General features: G+C 44.4%; 24 protein-coding genes and 4 tRNA genes. 18 read left to right on the top strand and 10 right to left on the bottom strand.

Going from position 1 to position 25,830, the window contains the following annotated elements:
* Positions 1-61: 61 nt before the first annotated feature.
* Positions 62-787 (bottom strand): SIR2 family NAD-dependent protein deacylase, encoded by a 726-nt coding sequence (locus FNC98_RS09810; protein WP_143581059.1) that lies wholly within the window; start codon positions 785-787, stop codon positions 62-64.
* A 431-nt stretch (positions 788-1,218) separates the two neighbouring features.
* On the opposite strand from FNC98_RS09810, the gene FNC98_RS09805 reads away from it, so the two are divergent.
* The 7 genes from FNC98_RS09805 to FNC98_RS09775 all read left to right on the top strand — a co-directional run bounded on the left by FNC98_RS09805 (position 1,219) and on the right by FNC98_RS09775 (position 8,366).
* Positions 1,219-1,791, top strand: coding sequence for a tRNA-(ms[2]io[6]A)-hydroxylase (locus FNC98_RS09805; protein WP_143581058.1), 573 nt, complete (start codon positions 1,219-1,221; stop codon positions 1,789-1,791).
* A gap of 23 nt (positions 1,792-1,814) precedes the next feature.
* On the top strand, positions 1,815-3,041 hold the full coding sequence (locus tag FNC98_RS09800; protein ID WP_143581057.1) for a hypothetical protein: 1,227 nt from the start codon (positions 1,815-1,817) through the stop codon (positions 3,039-3,041).
* Positions 3,042-3,482: 441 nt separating this feature from the next.
* A complete protein-coding gene (locus FNC98_RS09795) occupies positions 3,483-3,695 on the top strand; it encodes a hypothetical protein (RefSeq protein ID WP_143581056.1) in 213 nt (70 codons plus the stop codon).
* Positions 3,696-3,809: 114 nt separating this feature from the next.
* Positions 3,810-4,793, top strand: coding sequence for a glucosaminidase domain-containing protein (locus FNC98_RS09790; RefSeq protein WP_143581055.1), 984 nt, complete (start codon positions 3,810-3,812; stop codon positions 4,791-4,793).
* A gap of 133 nt (positions 4,794-4,926) precedes the next feature.
* Positions 4,927-5,358: a DoxX family protein gene (locus FNC98_RS09785; protein ID WP_143581054.1), complete on the top strand. Its 432-nt coding sequence runs from the start codon at positions 4,927-4,929 to the stop codon at positions 5,356-5,358.
* 47 nt (positions 5,359-5,405) lie between these two features.
* A complete protein-coding gene (locus FNC98_RS09780) occupies positions 5,406-6,398 on the top strand; it encodes a glutathione S-transferase family protein (protein WP_143581053.1) in 993 nt (330 codons plus the stop codon).
* 81 nt (positions 6,399-6,479) lie between these two features.
* Positions 6,480-8,366, top strand: a complete 1,887-nt coding sequence (locus FNC98_RS09775) for a DUF3604 domain-containing protein (RefSeq protein ID WP_143581052.1) — start codon at positions 6,480-6,482, stop codon at positions 8,364-8,366.
* 93 nt (positions 8,367-8,459) lie between these two features.
* Here FNC98_RS09775 and FNC98_RS09770 read toward each other — a convergent pair whose 3' ends face one another.
* Both FNC98_RS09770 and FNC98_RS09765 read right to left on the bottom strand, forming a co-directional pair.
* A complete protein-coding gene (locus tag FNC98_RS09770; protein WP_143581051.1) occupies positions 8,460-9,116 on the bottom strand; it encodes a 3-oxoacid CoA-transferase subunit B in 657 nt (218 codons plus the stop codon).
* A 2-nt stretch (positions 9,117-9,118) separates the two neighbouring features.
* On the bottom strand, positions 9,119-9,841 hold the full coding sequence (locus FNC98_RS09765; protein WP_143581050.1) for a CoA transferase subunit A: 723 nt from the start codon (positions 9,839-9,841) through the stop codon (positions 9,119-9,121).
* Positions 9,842-10,606: 765 nt separating this feature from the next.
* Here FNC98_RS09765 and FNC98_RS09760 point away from each other — a divergent pair.
* Both FNC98_RS09760 and FNC98_RS09755 read left to right on the top strand, forming a co-directional pair.
* Positions 10,607-11,755, top strand: a complete 1,149-nt coding sequence (locus FNC98_RS09760; RefSeq protein WP_143581049.1) for an acyl-CoA dehydrogenase family protein — start codon at positions 10,607-10,609, stop codon at positions 11,753-11,755.
* Positions 11,756-11,779: 24 nt separating this feature from the next.
* Positions 11,780-12,262, top strand: a complete 483-nt coding sequence (locus tag FNC98_RS09755; protein WP_143581048.1) for a GNAT family N-acetyltransferase — start codon at positions 11,780-11,782, stop codon at positions 12,260-12,262.
* Positions 12,263-12,360: 98 nt separating this feature from the next.
* Here the strand turns inward: FNC98_RS09755 and FNC98_RS17090 are convergent, their stop codons facing one another.
* The 3 genes from FNC98_RS17090 to FNC98_RS09740 all read right to left on the bottom strand — a co-directional run bounded on the left by FNC98_RS17090 (position 12,361) and on the right by FNC98_RS09740 (position 13,900).
* The gene (locus FNC98_RS17090; RefSeq protein ID WP_144035525.1) at positions 12,361-12,480 is read right to left on the bottom strand and encodes a DUF1272 domain-containing protein; all 120 of its coding nucleotides are present in this window, start codon (positions 12,478-12,480) and stop codon (positions 12,361-12,363) included.
* 398 nt (positions 12,481-12,878) lie between these two features.
* Positions 12,879-13,310, bottom strand: coding sequence for an RNA-binding S4 domain-containing protein (locus FNC98_RS09745; protein ID WP_260680337.1), 432 nt, complete (start codon positions 13,308-13,310; stop codon positions 12,879-12,881).
* Between the two features lie 227 nt (positions 13,311-13,537).
* On the bottom strand, positions 13,538-13,900 hold the full coding sequence (locus FNC98_RS09740) for a DUF3718 domain-containing protein (protein ID WP_185967923.1): 363 nt from the start codon (positions 13,898-13,900) through the stop codon (positions 13,538-13,540).
* Positions 13,901-14,413: 513 nt separating this feature from the next.
* Here FNC98_RS09740 and FNC98_RS09735 point away from each other — a divergent pair.
* The 6 genes from FNC98_RS09735 (at position 14,414) to FNC98_RS09710 (ending at position 19,401) form a co-directional block, all read left to right on the top strand.
* Positions 14,414-14,489 (top strand) — tRNA-Val (locus FNC98_RS09735).
* Between the two features lie 33 nt (positions 14,490-14,522).
* Positions 14,523-14,598: transfer RNA gene (locus tag FNC98_RS09730), tRNA-Val, on the top strand.
* A gap of 43 nt (positions 14,599-14,641) precedes the next feature.
* Positions 14,642-14,717, top strand: a tRNA-Val gene (locus FNC98_RS09725).
* A gap of 107 nt (positions 14,718-14,824) precedes the next feature.
* A tRNA-Val gene (locus FNC98_RS09720) sits at positions 14,825-14,900 on the top strand.
* 1,660 nt (positions 14,901-16,560) lie between these two features.
* A complete protein-coding gene (gene gltX / locus FNC98_RS09715; protein WP_143581045.1) occupies positions 16,561-17,970 on the top strand; it encodes a glutamate--tRNA ligase in 1,410 nt (469 codons plus the stop codon).
* A 102-nt stretch (positions 17,971-18,072) separates the two neighbouring features.
* Positions 18,073-19,401: a DEAD/DEAH box helicase gene (locus FNC98_RS09710; protein ID WP_143581044.1), complete on the top strand. Its 1,329-nt coding sequence runs from the start codon at positions 18,073-18,075 to the stop codon at positions 19,399-19,401.
* A 116-nt stretch (positions 19,402-19,517) separates the two neighbouring features.
* On the opposite strand, the gene hpf is transcribed toward FNC98_RS09710, so the two are convergent.
* From hpf to FNC98_RS09690, 4 genes are all read right to left on the bottom strand, one after another.
* Positions 19,518-19,856, bottom strand: a complete 339-nt coding sequence (hpf, locus tag FNC98_RS09705) for a ribosome hibernation-promoting factor, HPF/YfiA family (RefSeq protein ID WP_143581043.1) — start codon at positions 19,854-19,856, stop codon at positions 19,518-19,520.
* 126 nt (positions 19,857-19,982) lie between these two features.
* Complete coding sequence (locus tag FNC98_RS09700) at positions 19,983-20,402, bottom strand: DUF1801 domain-containing protein (protein ID WP_143581042.1); 420 nt, start codon at positions 20,400-20,402, stop codon at positions 19,983-19,985.
* A gap of 171 nt (positions 20,403-20,573) precedes the next feature.
* Positions 20,574-22,163, bottom strand: coding sequence for an ABC-F family ATPase (locus FNC98_RS09695; protein ID WP_143581041.1), 1,590 nt, complete (start codon positions 22,161-22,163; stop codon positions 20,574-20,576).
* A gap of 156 nt (positions 22,164-22,319) precedes the next feature.
* Positions 22,320-22,733, bottom strand: coding sequence for a VOC family protein (locus FNC98_RS09690; RefSeq protein ID WP_143581040.1), 414 nt, complete (start codon positions 22,731-22,733; stop codon positions 22,320-22,322).
* Positions 22,734-23,070: 337 nt separating this feature from the next.
* Between FNC98_RS09690 and FNC98_RS09685 the strand changes: the two genes are divergently transcribed.
* The 3 genes from FNC98_RS09685 to dapB all read left to right on the top strand — a co-directional run bounded on the left by FNC98_RS09685 (position 23,071) and on the right by dapB (position 25,633).
* Complete coding sequence (locus FNC98_RS09685; RefSeq protein ID WP_143581039.1) at positions 23,071-23,907, top strand: M48 family metallopeptidase; 837 nt, start codon at positions 23,071-23,073, stop codon at positions 23,905-23,907.
* A 125-nt stretch (positions 23,908-24,032) separates the two neighbouring features.
* A complete protein-coding gene (locus FNC98_RS09680; RefSeq protein ID WP_143581038.1) occupies positions 24,033-24,653 on the top strand; it encodes an FKBP-type peptidyl-prolyl cis-trans isomerase in 621 nt (206 codons plus the stop codon).
* Between the two features lie 176 nt (positions 24,654-24,829).
* Positions 24,830-25,633 carry a 4-hydroxy-tetrahydrodipicolinate reductase gene (gene dapB, locus FNC98_RS09675; protein WP_143581037.1) on the top strand — a complete coding sequence of 268 codons (804 nt, stop codon included), beginning with the start codon at positions 24,830-24,832 and terminating at the stop codon, positions 25,631-25,633.
* Positions 25,634-25,830 lie beyond the last annotated feature (197 nt).

Genomic DNA, 25,830 nt, shown 5'->3' with positions numbered 1-25,830 from the left:
TTAACTGGCAATGGCTTGTCATTGATTGCGACAAAATGTAATGGCTGATAATTAACTGTAATTATCTTTGTTTTATGTAATCGCTGGCCTTCATTTTGAAATAGGAAACATGCTGGTAAGGGATCTCCACCGGGTTGGGATCGACAATTTCAATAGGGATGCGATTATGAACTGCAGCGCGCAATGCCATCTGGGTAATATTGACGCTAAATGAGGTTCCCATAAACACCATACGTTCGGCATCCTGCATTCGTTGTTGCGCCTCGCCTATGCGATACAAATCCGTGTAAAACTCATCAAATAGCAATACAAAGGGTTTAAAGGAATGGTCCAGCTCTGGTGTTTTACTCAATGGATTGATGTTAAATATATCAAGCAAGGATTCCTGCAGGTTATCGGCATCGACATCCTCCCAGGGGGTCATAAATTTATCTACGACCGGGCCTTGCTCATGAAATAAGGTCATTTGATCTAAGCGACCATGAATAGCGATGTAATCCTTGTTGCCAGCTTTACCATCGAGACCGTCAATATTTTGGGTGATCAGATTTTTATCGGCCAACCAGTGATGCACGTCGTTGGGACCGTGGTGGCGGTAGGTTGCAAAGCGGTGATAATACCAGGATAGAAATTCCACTGGATTTGCGTGATACATGGCACGGGTTGCCATCTCTTGGGGCGTGTAGTTTTCGCTACCTATGGTCCAGAAACCATCTTCGCCGCGAAACGTCGGAATGCCACTTTCACTGCTGACACCAGCGCCGGTGATGTATAAGGTATTATCCATCTTTAACTTCAATTAACGGTTGATAACGGGAAAACTACCCAAAAAATCAAGCTTTGGCAAATCGGTAAATGGTTAGAGGTCAATAGGAACGAAACTTTTGATTGTTGAATTGAACATGGGCGGGATAATCTTCCACTTTCCACCTTCCACCTTCCACCTTCCACCTCAAATAAGCTCCATGCATTTTCGGTATACCGTTCATCCATGAACATAACCTTCCACCGAAAATAAGCTCCTCGATAACTGCTCCTGCGTTATTCTACCCACATACATCCCTGTATTAGTGCATTTTCGGCATACCGATCATCCCTGAACATAACCTTCTTCTCCTGATCTGTCTTTTCTGTTACGGCCTATGGCGCATGCAGTGCAGACACTATAGAATAGGCGAAATTTTTGAATCTCCATTTTTAATAGTAATAAAGCAATCCATGTTTGAATTAAAATACCAGACTCCACCAGAATGGGCGCGGGTAGCCCTGGAAGATTTTGACGCGTTTTTGCAGGACCACGCTGCTGCTGAGAAAAAAGCATCTGGCATGGCTATGTCCATGTTGTCACATTATCCAGATCGCAAGAATCTGGTCCGGGCGATGACGGATCTGGCGATTGAAGAGATGATCCACTTCAAGCAAGTATTAAAGCTATTACAGAAACGCGATGTGATTCTGGGTAATGATCAAAAAGACCCTTATATTAATGAAATCCGTACCTTGTTCCGCCGTGGCTCCGATGTGTTTTTCCTGGACAGGTTGCTGGTAGCTGGCGTTATCGAGGCTCGAGGTCATGAACGTTTTTCATTAATTGCTGAAGCGTTACCTGCGGGTAAGGAAAAGGATTTTTACGTAGCTATCGCAAAATCTGAAGAAAAGCATAAAAATCTATTTGTCGAATTAGCGCTTGAGTACTTTGATGAACAAACCGTTTATACCCGCCTTGAAGAGGTGTTGGATTTTGAAGCGGAAATTTGTGCTAAATTGCCATTTAGAGCAGCATTGCACTAAATTAATCGAGGCAGGGGATTCTATTGGGTGAGAACAAATCGTTTCGCAAATATCTGGATAATTTTGCGGAAGTAGAAGTTACATCGCTTAAAAGTTTCCCCACGCATCTGCAATTCTCTCATGTGGTGGTGCTTCCCGCCTACAAAGAGCGAGCGGACTTTTTCCATCGCTTTTGCGCTCTTGCAGAACAAACATCAAGTTCATTATTGATCTCGATTATCAATCAACCCGATACTGACACCAAGATCAAGCCGCAACAGGCATTGTTTTCCGAGCTAGAATCGGCGGCTGAAATGCTTTGGCAGTGTGACAATCTGACCTTGTTCATGTTGGATGCTGGCGGCTACGTATTAGTTGTCGATAGATTCACAACACCGATTCCAGCAAAGCAGGGGGTAGGTTTAGCTCGCAAAATTGGTGCCGATTTAGCTTGTCAGTTAATGGCAGCAGGGCAAATTAAATCGCCTTGGATCTGCAGCACCGATGCCGATGCCCATTTACCCGACAATTACTTTTCTGCTTTGCCACAATCACGCAAGGGTATTAGCGCTTTAGTATTTGATTTTTATCATCAAAGTGCGGAATCGGATGCGAATGTTGCGGAAGATGCTGCCAGTCGATTATATGAAAAATCGATGCGTTATTACGTAGCAGGTTTAACCTATGCTGGCAGTCCTTATAACTTCTTTACCATTGGTAGCATTCTCGCGTTCTCCGGGGATGATTATGTTAAAGCCAGAGGTTTTCCCAAGCGCTCGGCGGGGGAGGACTTTTATCTTCTTAATAAATTGGCCAAGCTTGGAAAGATAAAAAATGAGCAAAGTGTGCAAATAAAAATCGATGCCCGAGTATCAGATAGAGTGCCTTTTGGAACCGGTCCCGCGGTACAAAAAATCATCGAGCTTAGCGCGCAGAAACAAGACTACCAATATTATCGACCGCAAGTGTTTGTTGAATTGAAACAAGTCTTAGAGGCCCTAGCTGGCAGTGAAGGTGACTTAACGGCATTAACCGTCGCGATTGAAAACCTGAGCACAGAGTGCCGAAGTGCACTGAACGATATCGGTTTTATCAGCTTTATCGAAAAACAACAGCTTCAATCGGTGTCCATGGAGCAAAGCCGTAAACAACTTCTCGTCTGGTTCGATGCGTTTAAAACATTAAAGTTTATTCATGCCGTTCGGGATCATGGCCTAACTGATATCCCGTTACAGCAAGCGTTAGATAATCCTTACTTTCAAACACCCTAGCGGGCTTATACTTCCGCCGAAAATTGCTCCTCGATAACTGCTCCTCGATAACTGCTCCTGCGTTATTCTACCCACATACATCCCTGTATTAGTGCGTTATTCTACCCACATACATCCCTGAATTAGTGCATTTTCGGCATACCGTTCATCCATGATCATAACCTCCCACCTGCGAAGCATACCTCACCTCAAAAGAGATAACTTCAGCTTCTGACAAAGATTCCCTGTAGTATCAGGGAATGACTCAAGTGTTTTTGCTTTTTCTCCCACCTTCCACCTTCCACCGAAAATATGCTCCCTGCATTTTGGGCATACCGATCGTCCATGATCATAACTTCCTCCTGCCCCAATTAATCATATTTGGTCTGCAGATGGTCAGGATCCCTGGCGGTAAATTCGCTACGTTAGGGCTATTGCAATTGCTAAATGTAGGGAGAGTTAATGGCAATCAGGACGTCTTATATTCCCAATCAGGAACGTCGCCACTGGCTGGAAAAATACGATGACAGCCAGGTGATCCAACAAGCAAAAGCCGGGAATTTGCTGTTTATCGAAGAGCTGTTTAAAAGAGCCAGGCGATTAGAGTTTGAAGGGGATTTGATGATGGCGTGCCAGCTATATCGGCAGGGATATCAGTACTTTAATCTGGAGTGATGTCTTATTGAAGGTGGAAGTGGAAGGGGGCGATCAATTTCGACTGCGAAAAGTAGAATTTAAAATAGCGTCTATACTCAATAAAAAACTAACGTTTTATTGAGATAATAACAAATGCATGGATCACGCTATTTCTCCCCTTTATTAGGGCGCTTTACGTCTTCTTTCATTTCTCTGCTTGTAGTATTTACTTTTTGTGCAGCGAAAGCGCAGGCTAGTGCTCAATTAACTCCTTTACAACAACGTGCAGACGCCATTTCTGAGCGTATTGCCTCCCCAAATGCTGTTAGTATCGAAGCGGCGAGTCTCGACGAGTTGTTTGCCCTTTACGAATTACTTAACTATCACCCGGTAGACTGGCACAGAAACGAGCAGGCGGTACCAAGAATTACCTTTGCGAAACTATCCCCATCCTGGGTTAGTGATACCCGAAAACTTCCAGTTAGTGTCAAAAAGTCATTGTTCTTTAAATTAATGATGCCACTTATCCTGATGTCTAATGAAGCAATTTTGCAGGAACGACAACAGGCTGAGTCTCGCTCACTCAACGACCCTAAATTAGTCGAAATGGCATTGAAATATGAGGTAATTGGCTCGTCCCGTGCTGAAATTACCGAAGCACAACGACAACGGCTTCTATCCCGTGTTGATATTATTCCTCCTTCATTAGCACTGGCGCAAGCGGCTGAGGAGAGTGGCTGGGCTACCTCACGATTCACCCTGGAAGGACATGCGTACTTTGGGCAATGGGACTATTCCGGTAATGGCATGGTGCCCAAACAGCAACGCAAAGAGCTTGGCAACTATGGCCTGGCGCGCTTCTCGTCACCGCTGGAATCTGTGCAGGGCTATATGTTGAATCTCAATACGGTCTCTGCTTATAACGAATTTCGTGCGCTGCGCCGTCAATTAAGAGATACCGATCAAGCCATAACAGGTCTTGAGTTGGTGGATACATTGACTGAGTATTCAGAGCGCGGTGAAGCTTACACGCGCAGTATCCGTGGTTTGATTTCCTACAATGAACTGCACTATTTCGATAATGCGTATTTGGCAAATATGCCAGTTGCATTTGTGATTGCCCAGGTAGGCAGATAAGAAAAATGGTCTTTATATTCTACTTTATAGAATTTAAGGGCCGAATATATCTAATTTAAGTTCTAATTATTTCATATAAAGTTACTTCTAACGATTCGAAATGAATTGAAGATAAATTTTAAGGAGAACTTTTATGAATACCACCACCATCGAAAATCACACTGTTTCATCTAAACCTGACGCCACTATATTCAACATTGCCGCACCTGCCGGGCGTGTGCTGCTTGCTCTGATGTTTTTAATGGCGGGCCTGAATAAAATTGGTCAGTATCAGGGAACTCAAGCCTATATGGAAAGCGCAGGTGTGCCCGGATTAATCTTACCTATCGTTATCGCCGTAGAGGTGATTGGGGCATTAATGCTGATAGTCGGTTTTAAAACCAGAATTGCCGCTTTGGCGCTTTTCGGGTTTACGCTGGTTGCAAATGTTTTATTTCACGCAAACTTTGCAGATCAAATGCAAATGCTAATGTTTATGAAAAATACATCGGTAATGGGCGGACTGTTGATGGTATTTGCCTTAGGGGCTGGCGCTTATTCTCTGGATAACCGTAATAAGCAGTAATCGCGAATTATTCTTAACGATAGATATCATTTTCAAAGGAGTTTAACATGGGATTATTAGTAGATGGCCAATGGCATGATCAATGGTACGACACCAAGGCCACTGGCGGTAAATTTGAACGCAAAGAATCGTCGTTTCGAAGTTGGATCACCGCCGATGGTGAAGCAGGCCCAAATGGCGAAAAGGGCTTTAAGGCAGAAGCGAATCGCTATCATCTTTATGTATCGCTTGCTTGCCCCTGGGCCCATAGGACCCTGATTTTCCGAAAGCTAAAGGGCCTTGAAGAGATGATTTCAGTGTCAGTAGTGCATTATCTGATGAAAGAGAATGGCTGGACCTTTGCGCCTCAGGAAGATAAAGATAATCCGGACTGGGTATCTGCAAACGACGATCTTTTCGAAAATTCTTTTTTACATCAGGTTTATACCCAGGCAGATTCAAACTACACCGGCCGGGTAACTGTGCCAGTGCTATGGGATAAGAAGACCAATACCATCGTTTCCAATGAGTCTTCTGAAATTATCCGTATGTTAAATAGCTCGTTTGATCACTTGGGAGCTAAACCCTGGGATTTTTATCCTGAATCATTGCGAGAAGAAATCGATACCATTAATGATTTTGTTTATCCGAACATTAACAATGGCGTATATCGCGCTGGATTTGCCACGACTCAACAAGCCTATGAAGAAGCAGTTGTGGAATTGTTTAGCGCCCTGGATAGTCTGGAAAAGCGACTTGCCAAGCAGCGCTATCTGGTCGGAGATTCGATAACCGAAGCGGATTGGCGTTTATTTACCACCTTAGTGCGTTTTGACGCGGTTTACGTGGGCCATTTTAAATGCAATTTGCACCGAATTGCCGATTACCCAAATATTTCAGGTTATTTGCGAGAACTGTATCAAGTACCCGGTGTCGCTGAGACAGTAAACATGACCCATATCAAGCACCATTATTACGAGAGTCACGATATGATTAACCCAACTGGTGTGGTACCTAAAGGGCCAATACTGGATTTTACGAGTCCCCATAATCGCGGCTAGTTTACCTAAGGTGTTGAATTACGCCATTTTGTAGGGGTCTTCTATACTAGTTGAATCTACCGCTGACATTCCGGAGCTTCGATGAGTAAATTAGCCCCCATTTCCTTGGCCATTGCTGCCGCATTAGCGATAACGGCATGTGGTCAAAAGTCTGAACCAGAGCCATCCGCAACCGATAATTCCACCACTGAAACCGCGGCAGCGCCAGTTGCCAGCAGTACCAGCGATGACAGCTCAATGGCATCGTCTGATAAGCAAGCCTACTTCGGCAATTTGCATATTCATACCTCCTGGTCATTTGATGGTTATACCAACGGTAGTCCTACGTCTCCGGAGGATGCTTATCGCTGGGCAAAAGGAGAGGCGATTCCTGCCACCAAAGAAGGTGGGATGATGAAAATTAAAAAGCCTCTGGATTGGTATGCGGTGTCTGATCATGCCGAGTACATGGGGGTATTTAAGAACATGGAAGATCCCGATAGCCCTTTCAGTAAGTTGGATATTGCCAAAGAAATCACCTCAGAAGATTCAGCGGTAGCATTTAAAGCCTTTGCGAAAATTCTTGATGATATGAATAAAGGCAAGTCCGATCCGCAGCTAAGCGACCCGGAAATGGCGAAATCTATGTGGCAGGAAATCATCGATATTGCCGAGCAACACAACGAACCCGGAAGTTTCACCACATTTGCCGCATTTGAATGGACGTCTGCGCCGAATAACCGCAACCTGCATCGGGTGGTGATCTTCAATGGCAGCGAGGGCATTCCGGAAATGCCTTTTTCAACGCTGGATTCCAACAAACCTGAGGATCTATGGAAATACATGAATACCGCCAGAGACAGTGGCGCTGAATTGCTGGCTGTGCCCCATAATGGTAACGCCAGTGACGGCATGATGTTTGAGTTAACCGACTCTTATGGTAATGAAATCACTAAAGAATATTCTGAAAACCGAATCAAGAATGAGCCGGTCTATGAGATTTCGCAGATAAAAGGTACCTCAGAAACCCACCCAGATTTGTCGCCCAATGATGAATTCGCGGACTTCGAGCTTTGGGATTACACCTTGTCGGCAATTACTGAACGTCCGACAAAACGTCAGGGCAGCTATTTGAGGCAGGCCTATTTAGACGGTATCCGCATGGAAATGAACGACCAGGGTAACCCATTTAAATATGGCGTAATTGGTGATTCAGACACCCATAACTCGGCGGCATCGGTGGAAGAAGATAACTATACCGGTAAATTTGCCGGCGAGTTTAATAAAGAGCACAGACTCAAAGGGATCCCGGGTTACGAGGAAGCCTCGAAACAGCAAATTCGTGAATTTAGCTCTGGTGGTCTGGCTGGTGTCTGGGCCGAAGAAAATACTCGGGATGCCATTTTTAATGCCATGGCGCGTAAGGAAACCTTCGGTACCTCAGGTACCCGAATGCAGGTACGTGTGTTCGCATCCTTTGAATACGACGACAATATCCTCGATAGCGAAGACTGGGTAAACATGGCCTATGATAAGGGCGTCCCGATGGGCAGCGAACTCTCAGGTGCGTCAGACAATTCACCGGTGCTGATTATTCAGGCGATGAAAGAAGCGGATGGTGCTAATCTGGACAGAGCCCAGGTGATCAAGGGCTGGGTGGATAGCGAAGGCAATGCCCAGGAAAAAATCTTTGATGTGGCATTATCTGATGATCGCACCGACGGTTCTGAAATGCTGGAGTCAACGGTTGATTTAAAAACCGGCAAATATACCAATGATATTGGTGCCAGCTCTTTCCTTGTGACCTGGAAAGACCCGGAATTTGACCCGGCACAACATGCATTTTATTACGTGCGAGTGCTTGAGATCCCAACACCGCGTTGGTCAACGCTTGATGCCATCGCACTAGGGCAGGAAATCAGAGACGATTTACCAGCGACCATACAGGAAAGAGCCTGGAGCAGTCCAATCTGGTATAGCGCCGAGTAAGCTATCAATCCATTTTATTTGAAATAAAAAACGGCTTAGGGATTATCCTTAGCCGTTTTCTTTTTTAAGTTTTCTAGTATTAATATTTCGGTATTAAAACTGCATTTCCGGAATGTCGCCTTCCACCACTAGCTCACCTTCGGTTAGCTTAATGATCTCTTCAACGCTAACACCTGGTGCTCGCTCTAGCAGGTGAAATTTACCTTCTTTAATTTCGATGAAGGCCAAATCCGTCAGCACTTTTTTGATACAGCCTTTGCCGGTTAACGGCAGGGAACACTTGTTCAATAGCTTGGATACACCGTGCTTAGAGGCATGGGTCATAGTCACAATGATATTGTCTGCACCGGCTACCAAATCCATGGCACCGCCCATGCCTTTGATTAGTTTTCCTGGGATCATGTAAGAGGCGATATTACCTTCTACATCCACTTCGAATGCACCTAGAACCGTTAAATCAACGTGACCACCGCGGATCATGGCAAAGGATTCGGCGCTGTCAAAAAGGGAGGCACCTGCGGTCATGGTGACGGTTTGCTTACCGGCATTGATAAGGTCGGCATCAACTTCGTCTTCGGTCGGAAATCGGCCCATACCTAACAAACCATTTTCTGATTGCAACATCACTTCGATACCCTCAGGCACATAGTTTGCAACCAAAGTTGGAATACCAATACCTAAGTTAACGTAGTAACCGTCTTTTAATTCCTGAGCGACACGCTGTGCAATTTGTTCTCTGGATAAGGCCATGATTATGCTCCTTGCTCGTTGGTTTGACTTGCACGAACCGTGCGTTGCTCAATGATTTTCTCAAAGTCACCTTTGATCAAACGATCAACGTAAATACCGCTTAAATGGATTTCATCGGGATCCAGCTCTCCTGGCTCGACGATTTCTTCCACTTCAACCACGGTAATTTTTCCGGCTGTAGCTGCCAATGGGTTAAAGTTACGGGCGGTTTTACGGAATACCAGATTGCCGTAAGTGTCGGCTTTGTAGGCTTTAACCAGTGCGAAGTCGCCAGTTACCGACTCTTCTAGGATGTACTGCTTGCCATTGAATTCACGAACTTCTTTGCCTTCTGCAACCGGCGTTCCATAACCTGTAGCGGTATAAAACGCTGGGATACCAGCGCCACCAGCGCGCATTTTTTCTGCTAATGTGCCTTGTGGAGTAAGTTCGACTTCCAGCTCGCCACTCATCATTTGTTGTTCAAAGTTATCGTTCTCACCAACATAAGAAGCGACCATTTTCTTAATTTGCTTGTCAAACAACAAAATGCCTAAGCCGTGCTCTGTGGTACCACAGTTATTGGATACAACGGTTAAGCCTGTGGTGCCCATGCGCTTAATTTCTTTGATAAGATTTTCCGGATTGCCACACAGACCAAAGCCACCAACGATTAGCGTCATGTTATCTTCCAGGCCAGCAAGCGCTTCCTGGTAAGAATTCACGACCTTATTAAAACCTGCCATAAGAACTCCTGTTTCCCCCAATGATTTGGGTGTCATTATTTGGGTGTAGTTATTTGGGATGTTAATGTAATTTTCTTTATTGGTTCAACGATCCCGAAGATTTGCTGTCGATAATGGAGCAAAGGCCAGGGGAACTCAATGAAAAGCTTGGCGACCGCTCAATCGTTGCCTGGTTTCCCGGAAAAGTTTGTTTACAAGGAAAGAAGGTGGGAGGTGGGGGGTGGAAGAGGGAGGTTATGTTCATGGATGAACGGTATGCCGAAAATGCATGTCGTTACAGGGAAGTAACTTATTAGAGCAATGCATGGAGCAATTGCCGAGAGATTATTTGAGGTGGAAGGTGGAGGGTGGGAGGTGGAAGTGGCGCGACATCTTGAATATCGGCTTCGATCTTACCTGACATCGGTTGTCGCGATGTCTGTCACCCTAAAGATGCGCTTTCTGCATCGTTTGTCACCCTAGCGCCGCGTTGTTTGCGGCGATTGTCAGCCTAACGATGTGCTGTTTGCATCGTTTGTCACCCTAGCGCCGCGTTGTTTGCATCGTTTGTCACCGAAAATTGCTCCTGCATTTTCGGCATATAGGCCTTCCATGGCCAAAACCCTGCTGATGCGCAAAGCTCTCGCATTAGCTTCTCCGCATCAGCACATCGTTTGTTCAGTTTTAAATACACTACACACAACTTCGTGTCCGCGGCTTAATGGAGTCTATGATTAATCAGGTGTAAGGTTTGGCCATCAAAATTATGAGAGAAGGTAGTAGGTTATGAATATTTGCCTGACTGAAGAACAACAAATGATCCAGGATATGGCGAAAAAGTTCGCGGAATCTGAACTCGCGCCGGTGGCGGCGCAGCTTGACGCCAAATCGGATGAAGCTTTATTTAACAGCAATCTTGCGAAATTAGCAGAGCTTGGTTTTATGGGCCTGAATATCGATGGTCAATATGGTGGCGTTGAAGCCGGAACCGTAGCATTTTCTTTGGCCATTACAGAGCTGGCAAAAGCCTGTGCTTCCACTGCCGTTACTACCTCGGTAACCAATATGGTCGCGGAAGTGATTCAGGCCGTAGGCAATGAAGAGCAAAAGCAAACCTACCTGCCGAAGATCTGTTCAGGTGAATTTCTGGCAGGCGGTTTTTGTTTAACTGAGCCGTCGGCGGGGTCTGATCCGGCAGGCATGAAAACCACAGCCGTAAAAGACGGTGATGATTATGTGCTAAATGGCAGTAAGATTTATATCACCAGTGGTTCTATTGCCGGTGTTTTTGTAGTGTGGGCGGTAACCGATACCTCAGCAGCAAAAGGCAAGGGCATTTCCTGCTTTTTGGTAGACACCAATACACCAGGCCTTAACATCAGCAAAGCCGAAGAAAAAATGGGGCAAAAAGCCTCGCCAACGAATGAGGTTCATTTCGAAAACTGTCGGGTTCCGGCAGCCAATATGTTGGGTAAAGAAAACAAAGGCTATGCGATTGCAGTATCAGAACTTGCCGGTGGCCGCATCGGCATCGGTTCTTTGGCATTAGGTGTTGGATTAGCAGCACTGGATTACGCCAAAGATTTCATTCAGGAGCGCAAACAGTTTGATCAACCGCTTGCTAAATTCCAGGGATTACAATGGATGCTGGCGGACCGATATACCGAGATGGAAGCGGCGAAAATGTTGTTGATGCAGGCGGCAAGTTTAAAAGAGCAGGGCAAAAGCTTTGCCACACAAGCGTCTATGGCAAAGTTATTTGCTAGCGAAAAAGCCAATAAAGCCTGTTATGATGCCCTGCAAATGTTAGGTGGCGCTGGCTACATCAAAGAATATCCATTAGAGCGCATGGCAAGGGATGTTCGCATTACCTCAATTTATGAAGGTACCAGCGAAATTCAAAGGCTGATCATTGCCCGTGACCTGTTAAGTTAATTCAACATCAGAAAAGGAATTACCATGTCCGTAGAGATTATCGTTGCTGATTATACCAACCCGAAACATGGACAGGATCTGATCATGTTGCTCAACGCATATGCAGAAGATCCGATGGGCGGTAACGAACCAATTTCAGATTATGTTCGCGAAAACCTTTGTGCCAAGCTTGCTGAACAAGCTTCGGCATTAACCTTGCTTGCCTATGTGGACGGTCAACCGGCCGGCATTGCTAATTGTATGTTTGGATTTTCTACCTTCAAAGCCAAGCCGTTATTAAATGTCCACGACATGGCGGTGTTGCCTGAGTTTCGTGGGCGTAAAATTAGTCATTTGTTATTAACCGAAGCGGAACGCATCGCCAAAGATAAAGGCTGCTGTAAATTGACGCTGGAAGTATTGCAGGGTAATGAAGTGGCTAAACAAAGTTATTTGAAATTTGGCTTTGCCGGATATGAGCTAAACCCGCAACTTGGTTGCGCGGAGTTTTGGGAAAAAGCGCTTTAACACTCTAACCCGTTTTAGCAGCAATCTGGCCAAAGAACCTGAGTTGTTTGGCCATCTCTAAAATTGATTAACTTTATATCTTTAGTTATCGCAAAAGATTACTGGCTGGCGTTGGTTTGACGGGTAGGGCGAAGAACCAGTTCGCCGTTACAGTTTGGACAGATAAAATTCATTGTCGCCGAGCATTCCTTACAGAATGTGCATTCATACGAGCAAATGTAATACCAATCACATTAAGTTTGTGCACAACTCAGAGTTAGGGCCGAGGTTCATTTGCAACATAGATTTTATTGATATAGCCATTCTATATTAATGAAATATAGGGCAGGAAATGGGCCTCTCACTAACTCCCTACGGGTGAGTTTTAAAGGCGTTTGGACTACGTTACTTATTTTGGCTCATTTTGAGAGCGGAATAACCATTCTCTGCAATCAAAGCCTTGTCTAAAAGCCTTTAAATTCTCACTGAGTGAGCAATAATTTGATGGGGTTGGTATAAGCCACCGCAGTGGGTTCGGTTTTAGCCTGGCAGGATTCGCACTCGGTTTTCATTTCTAGCATGATTTCACACCTGATGGCTTACTTGAAGTGGTTACTGAACAATCTACCCCAATTTGCTAAAAAGATATAGAACGTCGACCTGAGCGTGAACCTTTATCCGACGGTTTGTCGGATTTACCTTTAGACGAAGAACGCTTGCTCTTTGCTTTATTGTTTATGCCTTTGTTTTTCTGCGACTTTTCGCCTGTAGCGGACGGGCGTGCCTCAACCGGTTTAGGTTTCGGCTTTAACTGAGGTGGTGCATCGACCAAACGAATCTGCATAAATTCGCCATTAAATTCAACCAAATCGCCTTGATAGATCTTCTTGCGCTTTTGTTGACAAAGCTCACCGTTTACACCGACATATCCATCAGCAATAAGCATTTTGGCTTCACCGCCTCCACCAACCAGGTTGGCAATTTTCAGCAGCTTGTATAGCTCTAGTGGCTCAGCATATACATCAATGGTAGTGATATCGCTCTCGTCCAGTTCGATAAAGTCTGACAACTTGATTCCTTGCATACATAGTGTAGTAAACCTCAAGTTTATCACAGCGACCCTAGTAATCGAAGGCAATCGAAGTAATGGCATTCTGCCAACAGAAATCGAAAACGTCTTAATGAACCTAGAAGCTAAAGAGGGCGCACCCCTTGGGAGTAGGGGTGCTATTATCGAATACCGGGGGAGTATAATCGATAATAATTCAGTGTCGTGTCTGCTATGAACTTGTTAGCTTATTCAGGAGCGTCGTCGAAGGTTACTTCATAAATAACGCGGTCATTGGCTGCCAAATCTATGATACTGGCACCGTCAAGTTTTTCATTCATATAATCGGCAGTTTTCATCGCACCGCGATTAGACGCAAATGTAATTACGTCTTCGCCATTACATACCAAACCCAGAGCAGCTGTTTTGGCGTCCAGGCGATAGCTTTTCAGCGTTGAACGCAATTTCATAGTGCTGTTAGACATAGCTGCTTTACAGGTATCAACCAATGCAGTTTCCATGTAAGTGTTGTAAGCACCTTGTGCATTTACGCCAAAAGCAGTTAGCGAAGCGATAAGACCAGTTGTTGCGATTACTTTTAAAGTTTTCATGGTTCTCTTCCTTAGTTGCTTTACACACATCACGTTGTAAAGAATTTGTTAATTGGTAACACCTATATAGATGGCACAAGAACGTAAATTAGTTGCTAATGGTTTTTGACTGGATGTAACAAGTTATTACAATGAAATATCTCGTGCTCTAAATTGTAAATTGGCGCAACATGCTGTAACTGCTGGTTTTTTGACCAATACGGTTGGTGGGGTATAGGGGGGAATATAAATACTCTTTTACATTCACCCATACTTAATTACGACTTTTTTCGTTTGCAGGCTAAATAAATTGGCATTTAAGTGCAGGTATTCCGTTAACAAAGGCGTGGTATTTCGATATTCATCGGCTAATCTGAGGTCGGGTTTTGAACGAATTCGGCATACTTTGCACTTATTCGAACAATAGAAAATCGAATTGCTGTAAATTTCGGCAAACAAACGCATTTTCCGAAATTATTTAAACTTTGTGTTGACAGCTTTTTGCCGATCCCTATAATACGCAACCACACAGACGGACGGTTAGCTCAGTTGGGAGAGCACCGCCCTTACAAGGCGGGGGTCACTGGTTCGAGCCCAGTACCGTCCACCATGATTTCATGGTCTGTTTGTGAATGTCTTAAATGGACGGTTAGCTCAGTTGGGAGAGCACCGCCCTTACAAGGCGGGGGTCACTGGTTCGAGCCCAGTACCGTCCACCATTTAAGCATTCAATCTTAAGAGTCTTCTTAAGGTATTCTCCCTGGACGGTTAGCTCAGTTGGGAGAGCACCGCCCTTACAAGGCGGGGGTCACTGGTTCGAGCCCAGTACCGTCCACCATTCTCATTTCTAATGAGAGTATTCAGATGGCAGACAACAGCATTCAGAAACCTGTACTCTGCAGTCTTATAAAATTTGGATTTTCTAAATTTTATGCGTTTCTCCCTGGACGGTTAGCTCAGTTGGGAGAGCACCGCCCTTACAAGGCGGGGGTCACTGGTTCGAGCCCAGTACCGTCCACCATTCTCATTTTTAATGAGAGAATTCAGATAGCAGACAACAGTATTCAGAAAGCCGATCCGAGTTCAGTACAGTCCATCATTATTGTAAGTCCAATACTTTCACTCGAAGCGATGTTTTCTATCGCGTCCTCGAAATAATCTTTGATTATGTACCCGAAGTGACGTTTTTTGTCACGTTCTCGAAACAACCTCTGGTTGTGTACTTTCAATAAGAAAAGTTAGTAGGGAGAGCACCGCCCGCACTTAACAACCCACGCCGAATCACTGGTTCGAGCCCAGTACCGTCCACCATTCTCATTTTTAATGAGAGAATTCAGATGGCAGACAACAGTATTCAGAAAGTTGATCCGCGCCCAGTTCCATCCTCCAGTATATTAAGTCCAAAATTTTCACTCGAAGCGATGTTTTCTATCGCGTACTCGAAATAATCTTTGATTATGTACCCGAAGTGACGTTTTTTGTCACGTTCTCGGAACAACCTTCGGTTGTGTACCCTTATTAAGAAAATCAATTGGAAGAGCACCGCCCGCAATTAACAACCCGCGCCGAATCACTGGTTCGAGCCCAGTACCGTTCACCATACATAGATCATCGAAGACAAGAGCCACAAGTCACCAGCTCCTATGCTCTTTTTGCATTATTCTCGTTAATTGTTAATTGACGTAGTTAGATTGACTTTCGATTACTAGCCAGTAAATTAGATAGGTAACATGGCGGTCACTGATGTCCGCTGAGAGCGATAATCAGCCGCAATCAAGGAAGGATTTGAATAAGCAATGTATCAATATTTAGCAATAGTGACTGGACTAACATCCTTAGTTTTACAGCTTGTTATTTTTTTTGATGTGAGCAAATACGAAAAGCATATTTCAGAGAATATTTTTGAAGGAGTGTTTTTCAAAGTAAAAGAAGGACATACAAAGAAAGTTTTGCTTTTCTATTATTACCCGAAAAGCTGGCTAGATGTTAACACTCCGCGCATAAAAGCAATGCTCCTTATTAACTGCATTGCTGCATATTCATTTGTAATATTACTCTTATTTTTTAATTAAAGTGTACGGCAGCTATTGGCACACTAGAGACATTCGGCTCTAGCCAAGATTCCCTGTAGTATCTGGGAATGACACTTGGGTTTTTGCTTTTTACTCGAAGCGACGTTTTTTGTCGCGTACCCGGAACAATCTTTGATTGTGTACCCGAAGTGACGCTTTACGTCACATACTCGGAGTATCGTTTACGATACGTACTCAGGGAGTTTTAACTCCCGCTTGTGGCACTTCAGAGACATTCGGCCCTAGCTAAGATTCCCTGTAGTATCAGGGAATGACTCGAGGGTTTTTGCTTTTTACTCGAAGCGACGTTTTGAGTCGCGGGTACAGAATTTCGGTTCCAGACAAATTCTGCATACCAACGTCCATGTCGGTAACCCGGAACAATCTTCGATTGTGTACTCGAAGTGACGTTTTCTGACACGTACATGGAACAATCTCTGATTGTGTACCCGCAGCAACGCTTGCAGTTGCGTTAATGTGAAATTTAACTCCCTGGCAAATTTCACATTTTAACTACTCACTTCCTCTGCTAAAATATGCCGCAAATTTTTCCGTGTTTTTCTGCCGCAGCAATATGTTAGGGGCAGAGACTTTGTTAGTGAGATAAATATGACTTTAACAACCCGTTTTGCACCAAGCCCAACTGGTTACTTGCACGTTGGTGGTGCCCGTACAGCCCTATATAGCTGGTTATTTGCCAAAAAGAATGGCGGTGATTTTGTGCTTAGGATTGAAGATACGGATTTAGAACGTTCAACTCAGGCATCGGTTGATGCGATTATGGACGGTATGAACTGGTTGAACCTTGACTGGAACTTAGGTCCATATTTTCAAACTAAGCGCTTTGATCGCTACAAAGAAGTGATTCAACAGTTAATCGATAACGGCCAGGCCTATCGTTGTTACTGTACCCCGGAAGAAGTTGAAGCCATGCGTGAAGAACAGCGCGCTAAAGGTGAAAAGCCGCGTTATAACGGCATGTGGCGTGATCGCACCGATTACCCTGAAGACAAGCCTTACGTAATCCGTTTTAAAAACCCATTAGATGGCTCGGTTATCATTGAAGACCTGGTAAAAGGTAATATCGAAATCTCTAACCAGGAGCTGGATGATTTGATCATTGCCCGTTCTGATGGTTCTCCAACCTATAACCTAACGGTTGTGGTTGACGACTGGGATATGAAAATTACCCATGTTATCCGCGGTGATGACCACGTTAACAACACGCCTCGTCAAATTAACATTCTAAATGCCCTTGGCGCGCCACTGCCGAAATACGCTCATATCCCGATGATTCTGGGTGATGATGGTAAGCGTTTATCCAAGCGTCACGGCGCCGTTGGGGTAATGCAGTATCGTGATGACGGTTACCTGCCAGAAGCCCTGCTTAACTATTTAGTACGCCTTGGCTGGTCCCATGGCGATCAGGAAATCTTCTCTCGTGAAGAGATGATTGAGCTGTTTGACTTATCAGGTTGTAACCGAGCGCCGTCTGCGTTCAATACCGAAAAGCTGATTTGGGTAAACCAGCACTACATGAAGTCGTTGGATCCAGAATACGTTGCCAGCCACCTACAATGGCACATGAACGAGCAGGGCATTAACACCGACAATGGTCCGGCTCTTTCGGACGTTGTTAAGGTTCAGGCAGATCGTGTGAAAACTCTGAAAGAAATGGCGCAAATCAGCCGTTATTTCTATGAAGAGTATCAGGAATTTGACGAGAAAGCGGCGAAGAAGCACCTTCGCGGTGTGGCTAAAGAGCCACTTGAGCTTGTTAAGGCCAAGCTTGCAGCCATTAGTGATTGGACACCTGAGAATATTCAGGCGGCAATTAATGGCACAGCAGAAGAGCTTGAAGTGGGCATGGGTAAAGTGGGTATGCCATTGCGTGTAGCTTCTACTGGTGGTGGTAATTCTCCATCATTGGATGTAACCCTGGCATTGCTTGAGCCTGCACAAGTGCAAACTCGCATTGAAAAGGCGATTGCCTTTATTGATGCAAGAGCTCAGCAGTAAGCCTACACTCTTAAATAGTATAATAATGATAACGCACGACCTGTTTCATGCCTCGTGCGTTAGTTTTAATGAAAACACTCTTAGTGTAAGGAATATAGATTTTTGCAATTTGATCAATTTAATCTGGATAACCGATTAGTCAAAGCCATTGACCATTTGGGCTTTGAAAAGGCATCGGACATTCAACAACAGGCGATACCTGCGGCAATGGCAGGTAATGACCTTATCGCTTCCTCAAAAACCGGTTCTGGTAAAACCCTGGCGTTCTTGTTGCCAGCGTTACACCGTTTAATTCGCCAAAGAGCGTTGGCAAAACGTGATCCGCGCGTGGTCATCCTGACGCCAACCCGGGAATTAGCAAAGCAGGTATTTAGCCAACTGCGTTTGGTTAGCTCCGGCACTCAGTTTAAATCGGTATTAATTCTTGGCGGCGAGAATTTTAATGATCAAGTGAAAGTCTTATCCCGTGAACCGCATATTATTGTGGCAACGCCAGGTCGCTTAGCCGACCACCTCGATCAGGGGCATTTTTACTTACACGGCTTAGAACTGCTTATTCTTGATGAAGCAGACCGTATGCTGGATTTAGGCTTTGCCGACCAACTAAAACGCATTCATCAGGCAGCTGATCACCGCAAACGTCAAACATTGATGTTCTCGGCAACCATGGATCACCAACAAGTTGAAGACTTTGCTCTGGATTTGCTAAATAAACCGAAGCGAATTGCCGTTGGCGAAATCACCTCTGAGCACAAAGACATCCATCAGCGCTTTGTGTTAAGTGATCATCTTGATCATAAAGAAGCACTGCTAAACCATTTGCTTGCCAATGAATCCTTCCAGCAGATGATTATCTTCACTGCAACCCGCGCGGATACCGAGCGTCTGGCGGTATTTTTGCAGGAACAAGGTATTGAATCATTGGCCTTAAGTGGTGATTTAAAACAAGCGGATCGCAATCGCATTATGGAGCAGTTTGCGAAAGGGCAGGCGAAGGTTCTGGTAACCACGGATCTGGCTTCTCGCGGTCTGGATTTGGTTAATGTTTCCCATGTCATCAATTTTGATTTACCCAAGCATCCGGAAGAATACGTACATCGTATCGGCCGTACCGGTCGTGCGGGCGAGAAGGGTGATGCTATCTCGTTTATCGGCCCTAAAGATTGGCAGAGTTACTTAAATATTCAGGCGTTTTTACAACAGACGATTGAATTTAGCGTTATCGAAGGTTTTGAAGCAAAGTTTAAAGGCGTGAAGCCAAAACCAAAACGCAAACCGGATCAGAAAGGTCATGACGCCAAACCTGTGCAGAAAAAGGCAGCGAAGCCTAAGGCGAAACCGAAGAAACGGATATTCCATGAAGCCGAAGATATTGGCGATATGCCGGTTATGCGCCGCAAACCTGGCGAGTATACGGAAGATTCGGAATAAAAACGAAAGATTGCAGACGGCAGACAGCAGAATTCAGAGTTAAGAGCATTGCTTTATTCCAGATAATAAAAAAGAGCATCAATGTGATGCTCTTTTTTTTCTGGTTAAATTAAGCGTTAGTGGGTTTGCGCGACGAGTTCTTGTTCCTGAACCTCAAACTTATCGTGCAGATTCGCATTGATCACCCCTTTGCGATGGGCAAGGGCAGATTCAAGCTTTTTGACGGAATTGCCAATTGCTTTATACATATCATCGGCAACGGCAGTAATGGAAACTTTCACATTTTCGTACAGAGTAGTGACTTCGATTTTTTGGATGTTTTTTTCAACCTTTAAAATGATATCCAGAGACATAAGGCTGGGAAAGTGGTTACCGACTTTAGCGTATTTGCTATGAATGACATCGGCGATAGCCTCGGTTACTTCTACATGATGGCCTGAAATATTTATTTTCATACAGCTCTCCTTTTTTCGAGTCTTCATAATAAGCATGGGGACGATGATTCGACCTTACAAGCTTAGATAGGGTAAAAATTTATAATTAGTGAGAGTTAGTGGTTTTCCTCTTTGTTAGCTTTTGATTTATAAAGGATATTTTTCTGCCATATCCTGATAACTTTTTTCAATTAACTGCTTTAAAACCTCAATATCGATATCGGCTAATTTATTAATGTAGAGACAGGATTTTCCTGTTTTGTGCTTTCCTAATTTCGCCAGTAAATCCTGGTAAGGTTGAAAGCCGAGAATAATATAAATCGCGATATTTTGTTTTCGAGGCGAAAAGCCGGTCCTTAGAAAGTCTCCTTCACGTCCTGAATCATAGCGGTAATGATATTGACCGAAGCCTATGATGGAAGTTCCCCAAAGTTGAGGTTTTTGTTTGGTGATGGCTGCAAAAAGTTGTAGTAGTTGCTCGCTGTCCTGGCGTTTTACCGAATGTTCGATAGCAGCGATAAAGGTATCGGGATTAAGGTCTGTTAACTGGGTTTTGTTTTCGCTCATCAACCACCTTAATGTTTCTTTCGAGTTAATTTCAGCTTACTCCCATTTAAGATATGTTGACAAGTGTTTATGAAATATATTTTCTAACCCTCTGATTTAAATTATAAATGTTGATTTAAAACAAAAAAGGAGTCTTTACGACTCCTTTTTATTATCAATTATTGCTATTGATTAGTTATCCTGGCTGGCCAGATATTCTTCATAACCACCGGCAAAATCTACATAGTGATCGCCTTTAAGCTCAAGCACGCGAGTTGCCAGAGAAGATACAAATTCACGGTCGTGACTGACGAAAATTAATGTGCCTTCGTATTTTTCCAGAGCGATGTTTAACGATTCGATCGATTCCATATCCATATGGTTGGTCGGCTCGTCCATTACCAGAATGTTTGGTTTTTGCATCATCATTTTGCCGAAAAGCATACGACCTTGTTCGCCACCGGAAAGTACTTTTACCGACTTATTGATATCGTCTTGTGAGAATAATAGGCGACCTAAGAATCCACGCACTACCTGTTCATCATCGCCTGGGTTCTTCCATTGACTCATCCAGTCAAATAACGTCATATCCTGCTCGAACAGCTCGGCGTGATCCTGAGCATAATAAGCAATATTGGAATTTTCAGACCATTTAACTTCACCTACTTCTGGCTGCAGCTCATCCATTAGGGTGCGCAGGAAGGTGGTTTTACCAATGCCGTTTTCGCCGATGACCGCAATCTTTTCGCCAACTTCTGCCATTAGGTTAATGTCTTTGAAAATAATGTCTGCATCGAAAGACTTACTCAGGTTTTCAATTTCAATGGCATTACGGAATAGTTTCTTTTCCTGCTCAAAGCGGATAAATGGATTCACACGAGATGAAGCCTTAACTTCATCCAGTTGAATCTTATCGATTTGCTTAGCACGGGAGGTTGCCTGTTTTGCTTTCGAGGCATTGGCTGAGAAACGACGCACGAATTCCTGAAGTTCAGAAATTTGCGCTTTCTTCTTGGCATTATCCGCCATTAGACGAGCTCGTGCTTGAGTCGCTGCAAGCATGTACTCATCGTAATTACCCGGATAAACGCGCAACTCGCCGTAATCCAAGTCCGCCATGTGAGTACAAACACTGTTTAAGAAGTGACGATCGTGAGAAATAATAATCATGGTTGAATTTCTTTCATTAAGAATCTCTTCTAACCATTGGATAGTATGAATGTCCAGGTTGTTGGTAGGCTCGTCCAGTAACAGAATATCTGGGTCTGAGAACAGTGCCTGTGCCAGTAACACACGAAGTTTCCAACCGGGAGCAATTTCGCTCATCGGGCCAAAGTGTTGGTCAATTGGAATACCTACACCCATTAATAACTCACCGGCACGACTTTCTGCGGTATAACCGTCCATCTCCGCAAATTGGGTTTCTAAATCGGCAACCTTCATGCCATCCTCTTCACTCATTTCCGGTAAAGAATAGATACGATCACGTTCTTCTTTTATCGCCCAAAGCTCAGTATGACCCATGATCACGGTATCGATTACCGAATATTCTTCAAACGCAAACTGGTCCTGTCGAAGTTTACCGACACGCTCATTGACATCAACGGAGACATTACCGGCACTGGGTTCTAAATCACCACCAAGTATCTTCATGAATGTTGATTTGCCGCAACCGTTAGCGCCGATAAGGCCGTAGCGATTACCGCCACCAAATTTTACGGAGATGTTTTCAAAAAGTGGTTTCGCACCAAATTGCATGGTGATGTTAGCTGTGGTGATCAATGCACGAATCCTGAGGTTAGAGCCAAAAAATTGCGCGCATTATAAAGCAAAGCCGTTGATATAGGAATGGCGTTAACAAAGGTGTTAAGGATAGTCTCGGGCTAAGGTAACAAGGCCGCGCCTGAACGCGGCCAGAAAAACCATAATGATAGGATTTTAAAGTGGTGCTGGTTTCATGGTTTTGATCTCAATAGTGTTACCTAGCGGATCTTTGATATATACCGACTCGCCAAACCCTTGCGCACCGTAGTTATCGTGAATGTCGGAGCATTCAACACCATGGTCGGCAAACCAGGTTAGCAACTGGTCATCGATGGTTTCGTTAACGGTCAGGCAAAAATGGTCTACATTTCGGGATGCGTTGCCATTGGGCTCTTTCACCTGATTTTTTGAGTCTGGGCCGGTGAGTAGATCTATGATAGAAAAACCCGCGCGTAATTGGGTTAAGTGAAATTCTGGTTCCTGGCGTTCAACCACGCAACCGAGTACCTGACAATAAAAATTCAGCATTTCCTGCGGTGATTGCTGGGCGTTGAGGACGATATGATCGATATGTTGAGGTGTCAGCATATTCTTATTCCTTTATCCTTAATGAGCCGTTCAGTGGTATCGGATATCAATACCTAGAGAATCCTTTGCTCTGATAATTGAAAACAATTTTCTTGCTCGGGTGTTCAAGTATAGGCAAGGATCAGCAATCTTCCATAAAACACCCTCTGCTTTAACCAGTATAGCTCCTTTAACAGCAGTGCAGTTTCCATTGGGTATTTGTGGCATCAGGGTTTTGTAGTGAATACCGCGAGAGTGCAGTAGATGATAAAAGAGGCGATTTATCGCTTGGCGAATCCAAATCAGAGTTTTACAATAACTTAACAACCATCATGGCCAGCAAAGGACAAACACCGGAATGTTACTTCAATCCAAAAAAACACTTGCACTAACCTTGTTTATTGCCGCTTTCATCACGGCATGTAGCACATCGCCTACAGGCCGACGTCAGCTATTGATGCATTCTCCCGATGAATTAAATCAGATGGGCGCTCGCTCATTCGATGAAATGAAAAAACAGGAGACGATTTCAACGGATCCTGCGGTTAACAAGTTTGTTCAGTGTGTTGCCGATGCAATCACCGTAAATGTTGACTCCAGCGTCCATCAGGGCACCTGGGAAGTGGTGGTGTTTGACTCAGATATGGTCAATGCCTTTGCCTTGCCTGGCGGCAAAATTGGTGTTTATACCGGTATTTTGCAAGTTACCGATAATGCCGGTCAGCTGGCCGCGATTGTTGGCCATGAAGTAGGGCATGTTATTGCCCAGCACTCAAACGAGCGATTAAGTTCAGATCAAATCAGTAAAATTGGTCTGGCGGTTGCAGGTACCGGGTTGGCGCTTAGTGACGTAGATAATAAAGCGCTGATCATGGCGGGTATGGGTATTGGCGTGCAATACGGTATCTTAATGCCCTATGGTCGTACCCATGAAACCGAAGCGGATATCATTGGTCAGGACTTAATGGCAAAATCTGGCTTCGATCCGAAAGAGTCCGTGGCACTATGGCGCAATATGGCCAAAGCTGGTGGTGGTGAACCACCAGAGTGGTTATCGACTCACCCATCGAATCAAACTCGAATCGACAATCTTAGCAAGCATCTGCAAACGTCAGAACCTATGTATGCCTCGGCATCGGTTCGCCCGCAATGTCCGAAGCCAAAAATCCCAACACCGAAGAAGTCGAAACAATAATATATTTAATCACCTTTTGATCTGACCTTTTGCCATATTACCTTATATTTCTTTAGTAAAAGGTCTGTTGAGATAAGTGAGGATATGCTAAGCTTGCCGGCGAATTTTTTATAGAAGAACCTATCATGTCAGAAAATAAATTTGAGTCTATTGAACAACGTGTTAGCTACGGTGTTGGTCGTCAACTTGGTGATCAGTTACGTAACAACCCGTTTAAAGAATTTGACGTAGCAGCAGTACAAGCGGGTATTGCTGATGCTTTAGCCGGTGCTGCGAGTGCAGTAAGCCAGGAAGATTTGCAAGAAGCTTTCACTGTTGTTTCTCAGAAACTTCAGGAGCAGGAAGCGGCGGCAGCCAAAGAAGCAGCTGCAGCTGGTGAAGCTTACCTTGCAGAAAACGCTAAGCGTGACGAAGTAAGCGTAACTGAGTCTGGTCTTCAGTTTGAAATCCTTGTTGAAGGTAACGGTGACAAGCCAAGCGCTGACAGCACAGTTCGTACCCATTACCACGGTACTTTCCCTGATGGTAAAGTATTCGACAGCTCTTACGATCGCGGTCAACCTGCAGAATTCCCAGTTAACGGCGTAATCGCTGGTTGGACTGAAGCACTACAAATGATGCCTGTTGGTTCAAAGTGGCGTTTACACGTACCATACAACCTAGCTTATGGTGAGCGTGGTTCTCAAGGTGCTATCCCTCCATATGCAACCTTAGTGTTCGATGTGGAACTGCTGGATATCCTTTAATATTGAAAAAGCCGGGTTTTCCCGGCTTTTTTGTATTTAGTGAAAGGCAAATAAATTCAGAAGACTATTTGCCCCGGCTTGAGCGATATAAGTTTGAGCCTGATTACGGTAACTACGGCAATAAATAGAATTTTGATAGCGGCACGTTAAGCCGCAGATTTAAACAAGGATTATCAATGACCATTAACGTCGCGATTTTAGGTTGTGCTGGCCGCATGGGACAGAACCTGTTAAGGGCTGCTATCGAAGCAGAAGATATTACATTGATTGGTGGTACGGTTCGCCAAAACTCCAGCCTGATTGGTGTCGATGCCGGTGAACTATGTGGCATGAGTAAAGTCGGCGCGCCAATCGTATCTTCCATGGATGAATTAAAAGCGGCCGATGTGTTTATTGATTTTACCGCGCCAGGGGCAACATTAAGCCATATCGACTGGTGTGCCAGTAATGGCAAAGCATTGCTAATTGGCACCACAGGATTTGATGCTGAAGAAGAGCAGCGTATTCGCAACTGGGGCGAGAAGATCCCGGTAGTACTGGCACCAAATACCAGCGTTGGTGTGAATTTATTGTTTAAGTTATTGCAAATTACCGCTCAGGCAATTGGCGACTATACTGATATAGAAATTTTTGAGGCTCATCATCGCTTCAAAAAAGATGCTCCATCAGGCACCGCAGTTAAGATGGGGCAGGTCATCGCCGATACCTTAGGTCGTGATTTAAATGAATGTGCGGTATATGGACGAGAAGGTATCAGCGAAGAACGAAAAGCCGATACCATAGGCTTTGCAACTGTAAGAGCTGGCGATATCGTCGGCGAGCATACGGCATTTTTTGCAGATTTAGGAGAGCGATTAGAGATCTCTCACAAAGCAACGTCGCGAATGACTTTCGCATTAGGCGCGATGCGCGCTGCACGTTGGTTAAGCAGTGCTAAAAATGGTTTTTATGACATGCAAGATGTACTTGGATTGAAATAGATAATTGTTGTTTTTGACGGTTTAGATAAGTTTTTCAGCTGAAACTGCCAATTAGTTTTAATTTGTTATAGACGGATTGCTCTGTAACGCGTAAAATGCGCGGAATTTGCCAAAAATTAGCTTTTGGCATTAAATCCGCTCAATAATTGTTAAATCTGCTTGGGAAAGCACAGTATTTAACAGTTATAGACTATTTC

The sequence above is a fragment of the Thalassotalea sp. PS06 genome, from assembly GCF_007197775.1.
Classification (GTDB): Bacteria; Pseudomonadota; Gammaproteobacteria; order Enterobacterales; family Alteromonadaceae; genus Thalassotalea_A.
The sequence above is the reverse complement of the archived record's forward strand: the minus strand, read 5'-3'. Positions and strand labels throughout refer to the sequence as shown.

Coding starts and splice junctions, on each gene's coding strand:
- FNC98_RS09740 (WP_185967923.1), bottom strand. CDS start 13,900: ATGAAAACTTTAAAAGTAATCGCAACAACTGGTCTTATCGCTTCGCTA.
- FNC98_RS09780 (WP_143581053.1), top strand. CDS start 5,406: ATGGGATTATTAGTAGATGGCCAATGGCATGATCAATGGTACGACACC.
- FNC98_RS09805 (WP_143581058.1), top strand. CDS start 1,219: ATGTTTGAATTAAAATACCAGACTCCACCAGAATGGGCGCGGGTAGCC.
- gltX (WP_143581045.1), top strand. CDS start 16,561: ATGACTTTAACAACCCGTTTTGCACCAAGCCCAACTGGTTACTTGCAC.
- FNC98_RS09690 (WP_143581040.1), bottom strand. CDS start 22,733: ATGCTGACACCTCAACATATCGATCATATCGTCCTCAACGCCCAGCAA.
- hpf (WP_143581043.1), bottom strand. CDS start 19,856: ATGAAAATAAATATTTCAGGCCATCATGTAGAAGTAACCGAGGCTATC.
- FNC98_RS09755 (WP_143581048.1), top strand. CDS start 11,780: ATGTCCGTAGAGATTATCGTTGCTGATTATACCAACCCGAAACATGGA.
- FNC98_RS09790 (WP_143581055.1), top strand. CDS start 3,810: ATGCATGGATCACGCTATTTCTCCCCTTTATTAGGGCGCTTTACGTCT.
- FNC98_RS09810 (WP_143581059.1), bottom strand. CDS start 787: ATGGATAATACCTTATACATCACCGGCGCTGGTGTCAGCAGTGAAAGT.
- FNC98_RS09775 (WP_143581052.1), top strand. CDS start 6,480: ATGAGTAAATTAGCCCCCATTTCCTTGGCCATTGCTGCCGCATTAGCG.
- FNC98_RS09700 (WP_143581042.1), bottom strand. CDS start 20,402: ATGAGCGAAAACAAAACCCAGTTAACAGACCTTAATCCCGATACCTTT.
- FNC98_RS09685 (WP_143581039.1), top strand. CDS start 23,071: ATGTTACTTCAATCCAAAAAAACACTTGCACTAACCTTGTTTATTGCC.
- FNC98_RS09795 (WP_143581056.1), top strand. CDS start 3,483: ATGGCAATCAGGACGTCTTATATTCCCAATCAGGAACGTCGCCACTGG.
- FNC98_RS09770 (WP_143581051.1), bottom strand. CDS start 9,116: ATGGCCTTATCCAGAGAACAAATTGCACAGCGTGTCGCTCAGGAATTA.
- dapB (WP_143581037.1), top strand. CDS start 24,830: ATGACCATTAACGTCGCGATTTTAGGTTGTGCTGGCCGCATGGGACAG.
- FNC98_RS09765 (WP_143581050.1), bottom strand. CDS start 9,841: ATGGCAGGTTTTAATAAGGTCGTGAATTCTTACCAGGAAGCGCTTGCT.
- FNC98_RS09785 (WP_143581054.1), top strand. CDS start 4,927: ATGAATACCACCACCATCGAAAATCACACTGTTTCATCTAAACCTGAC.
- FNC98_RS09760 (WP_143581049.1), top strand. CDS start 10,607: ATGAATATTTGCCTGACTGAAGAACAACAAATGATCCAGGATATGGCG.
- FNC98_RS09680 (WP_143581038.1), top strand. CDS start 24,033: ATGTCAGAAAATAAATTTGAGTCTATTGAACAACGTGTTAGCTACGGT.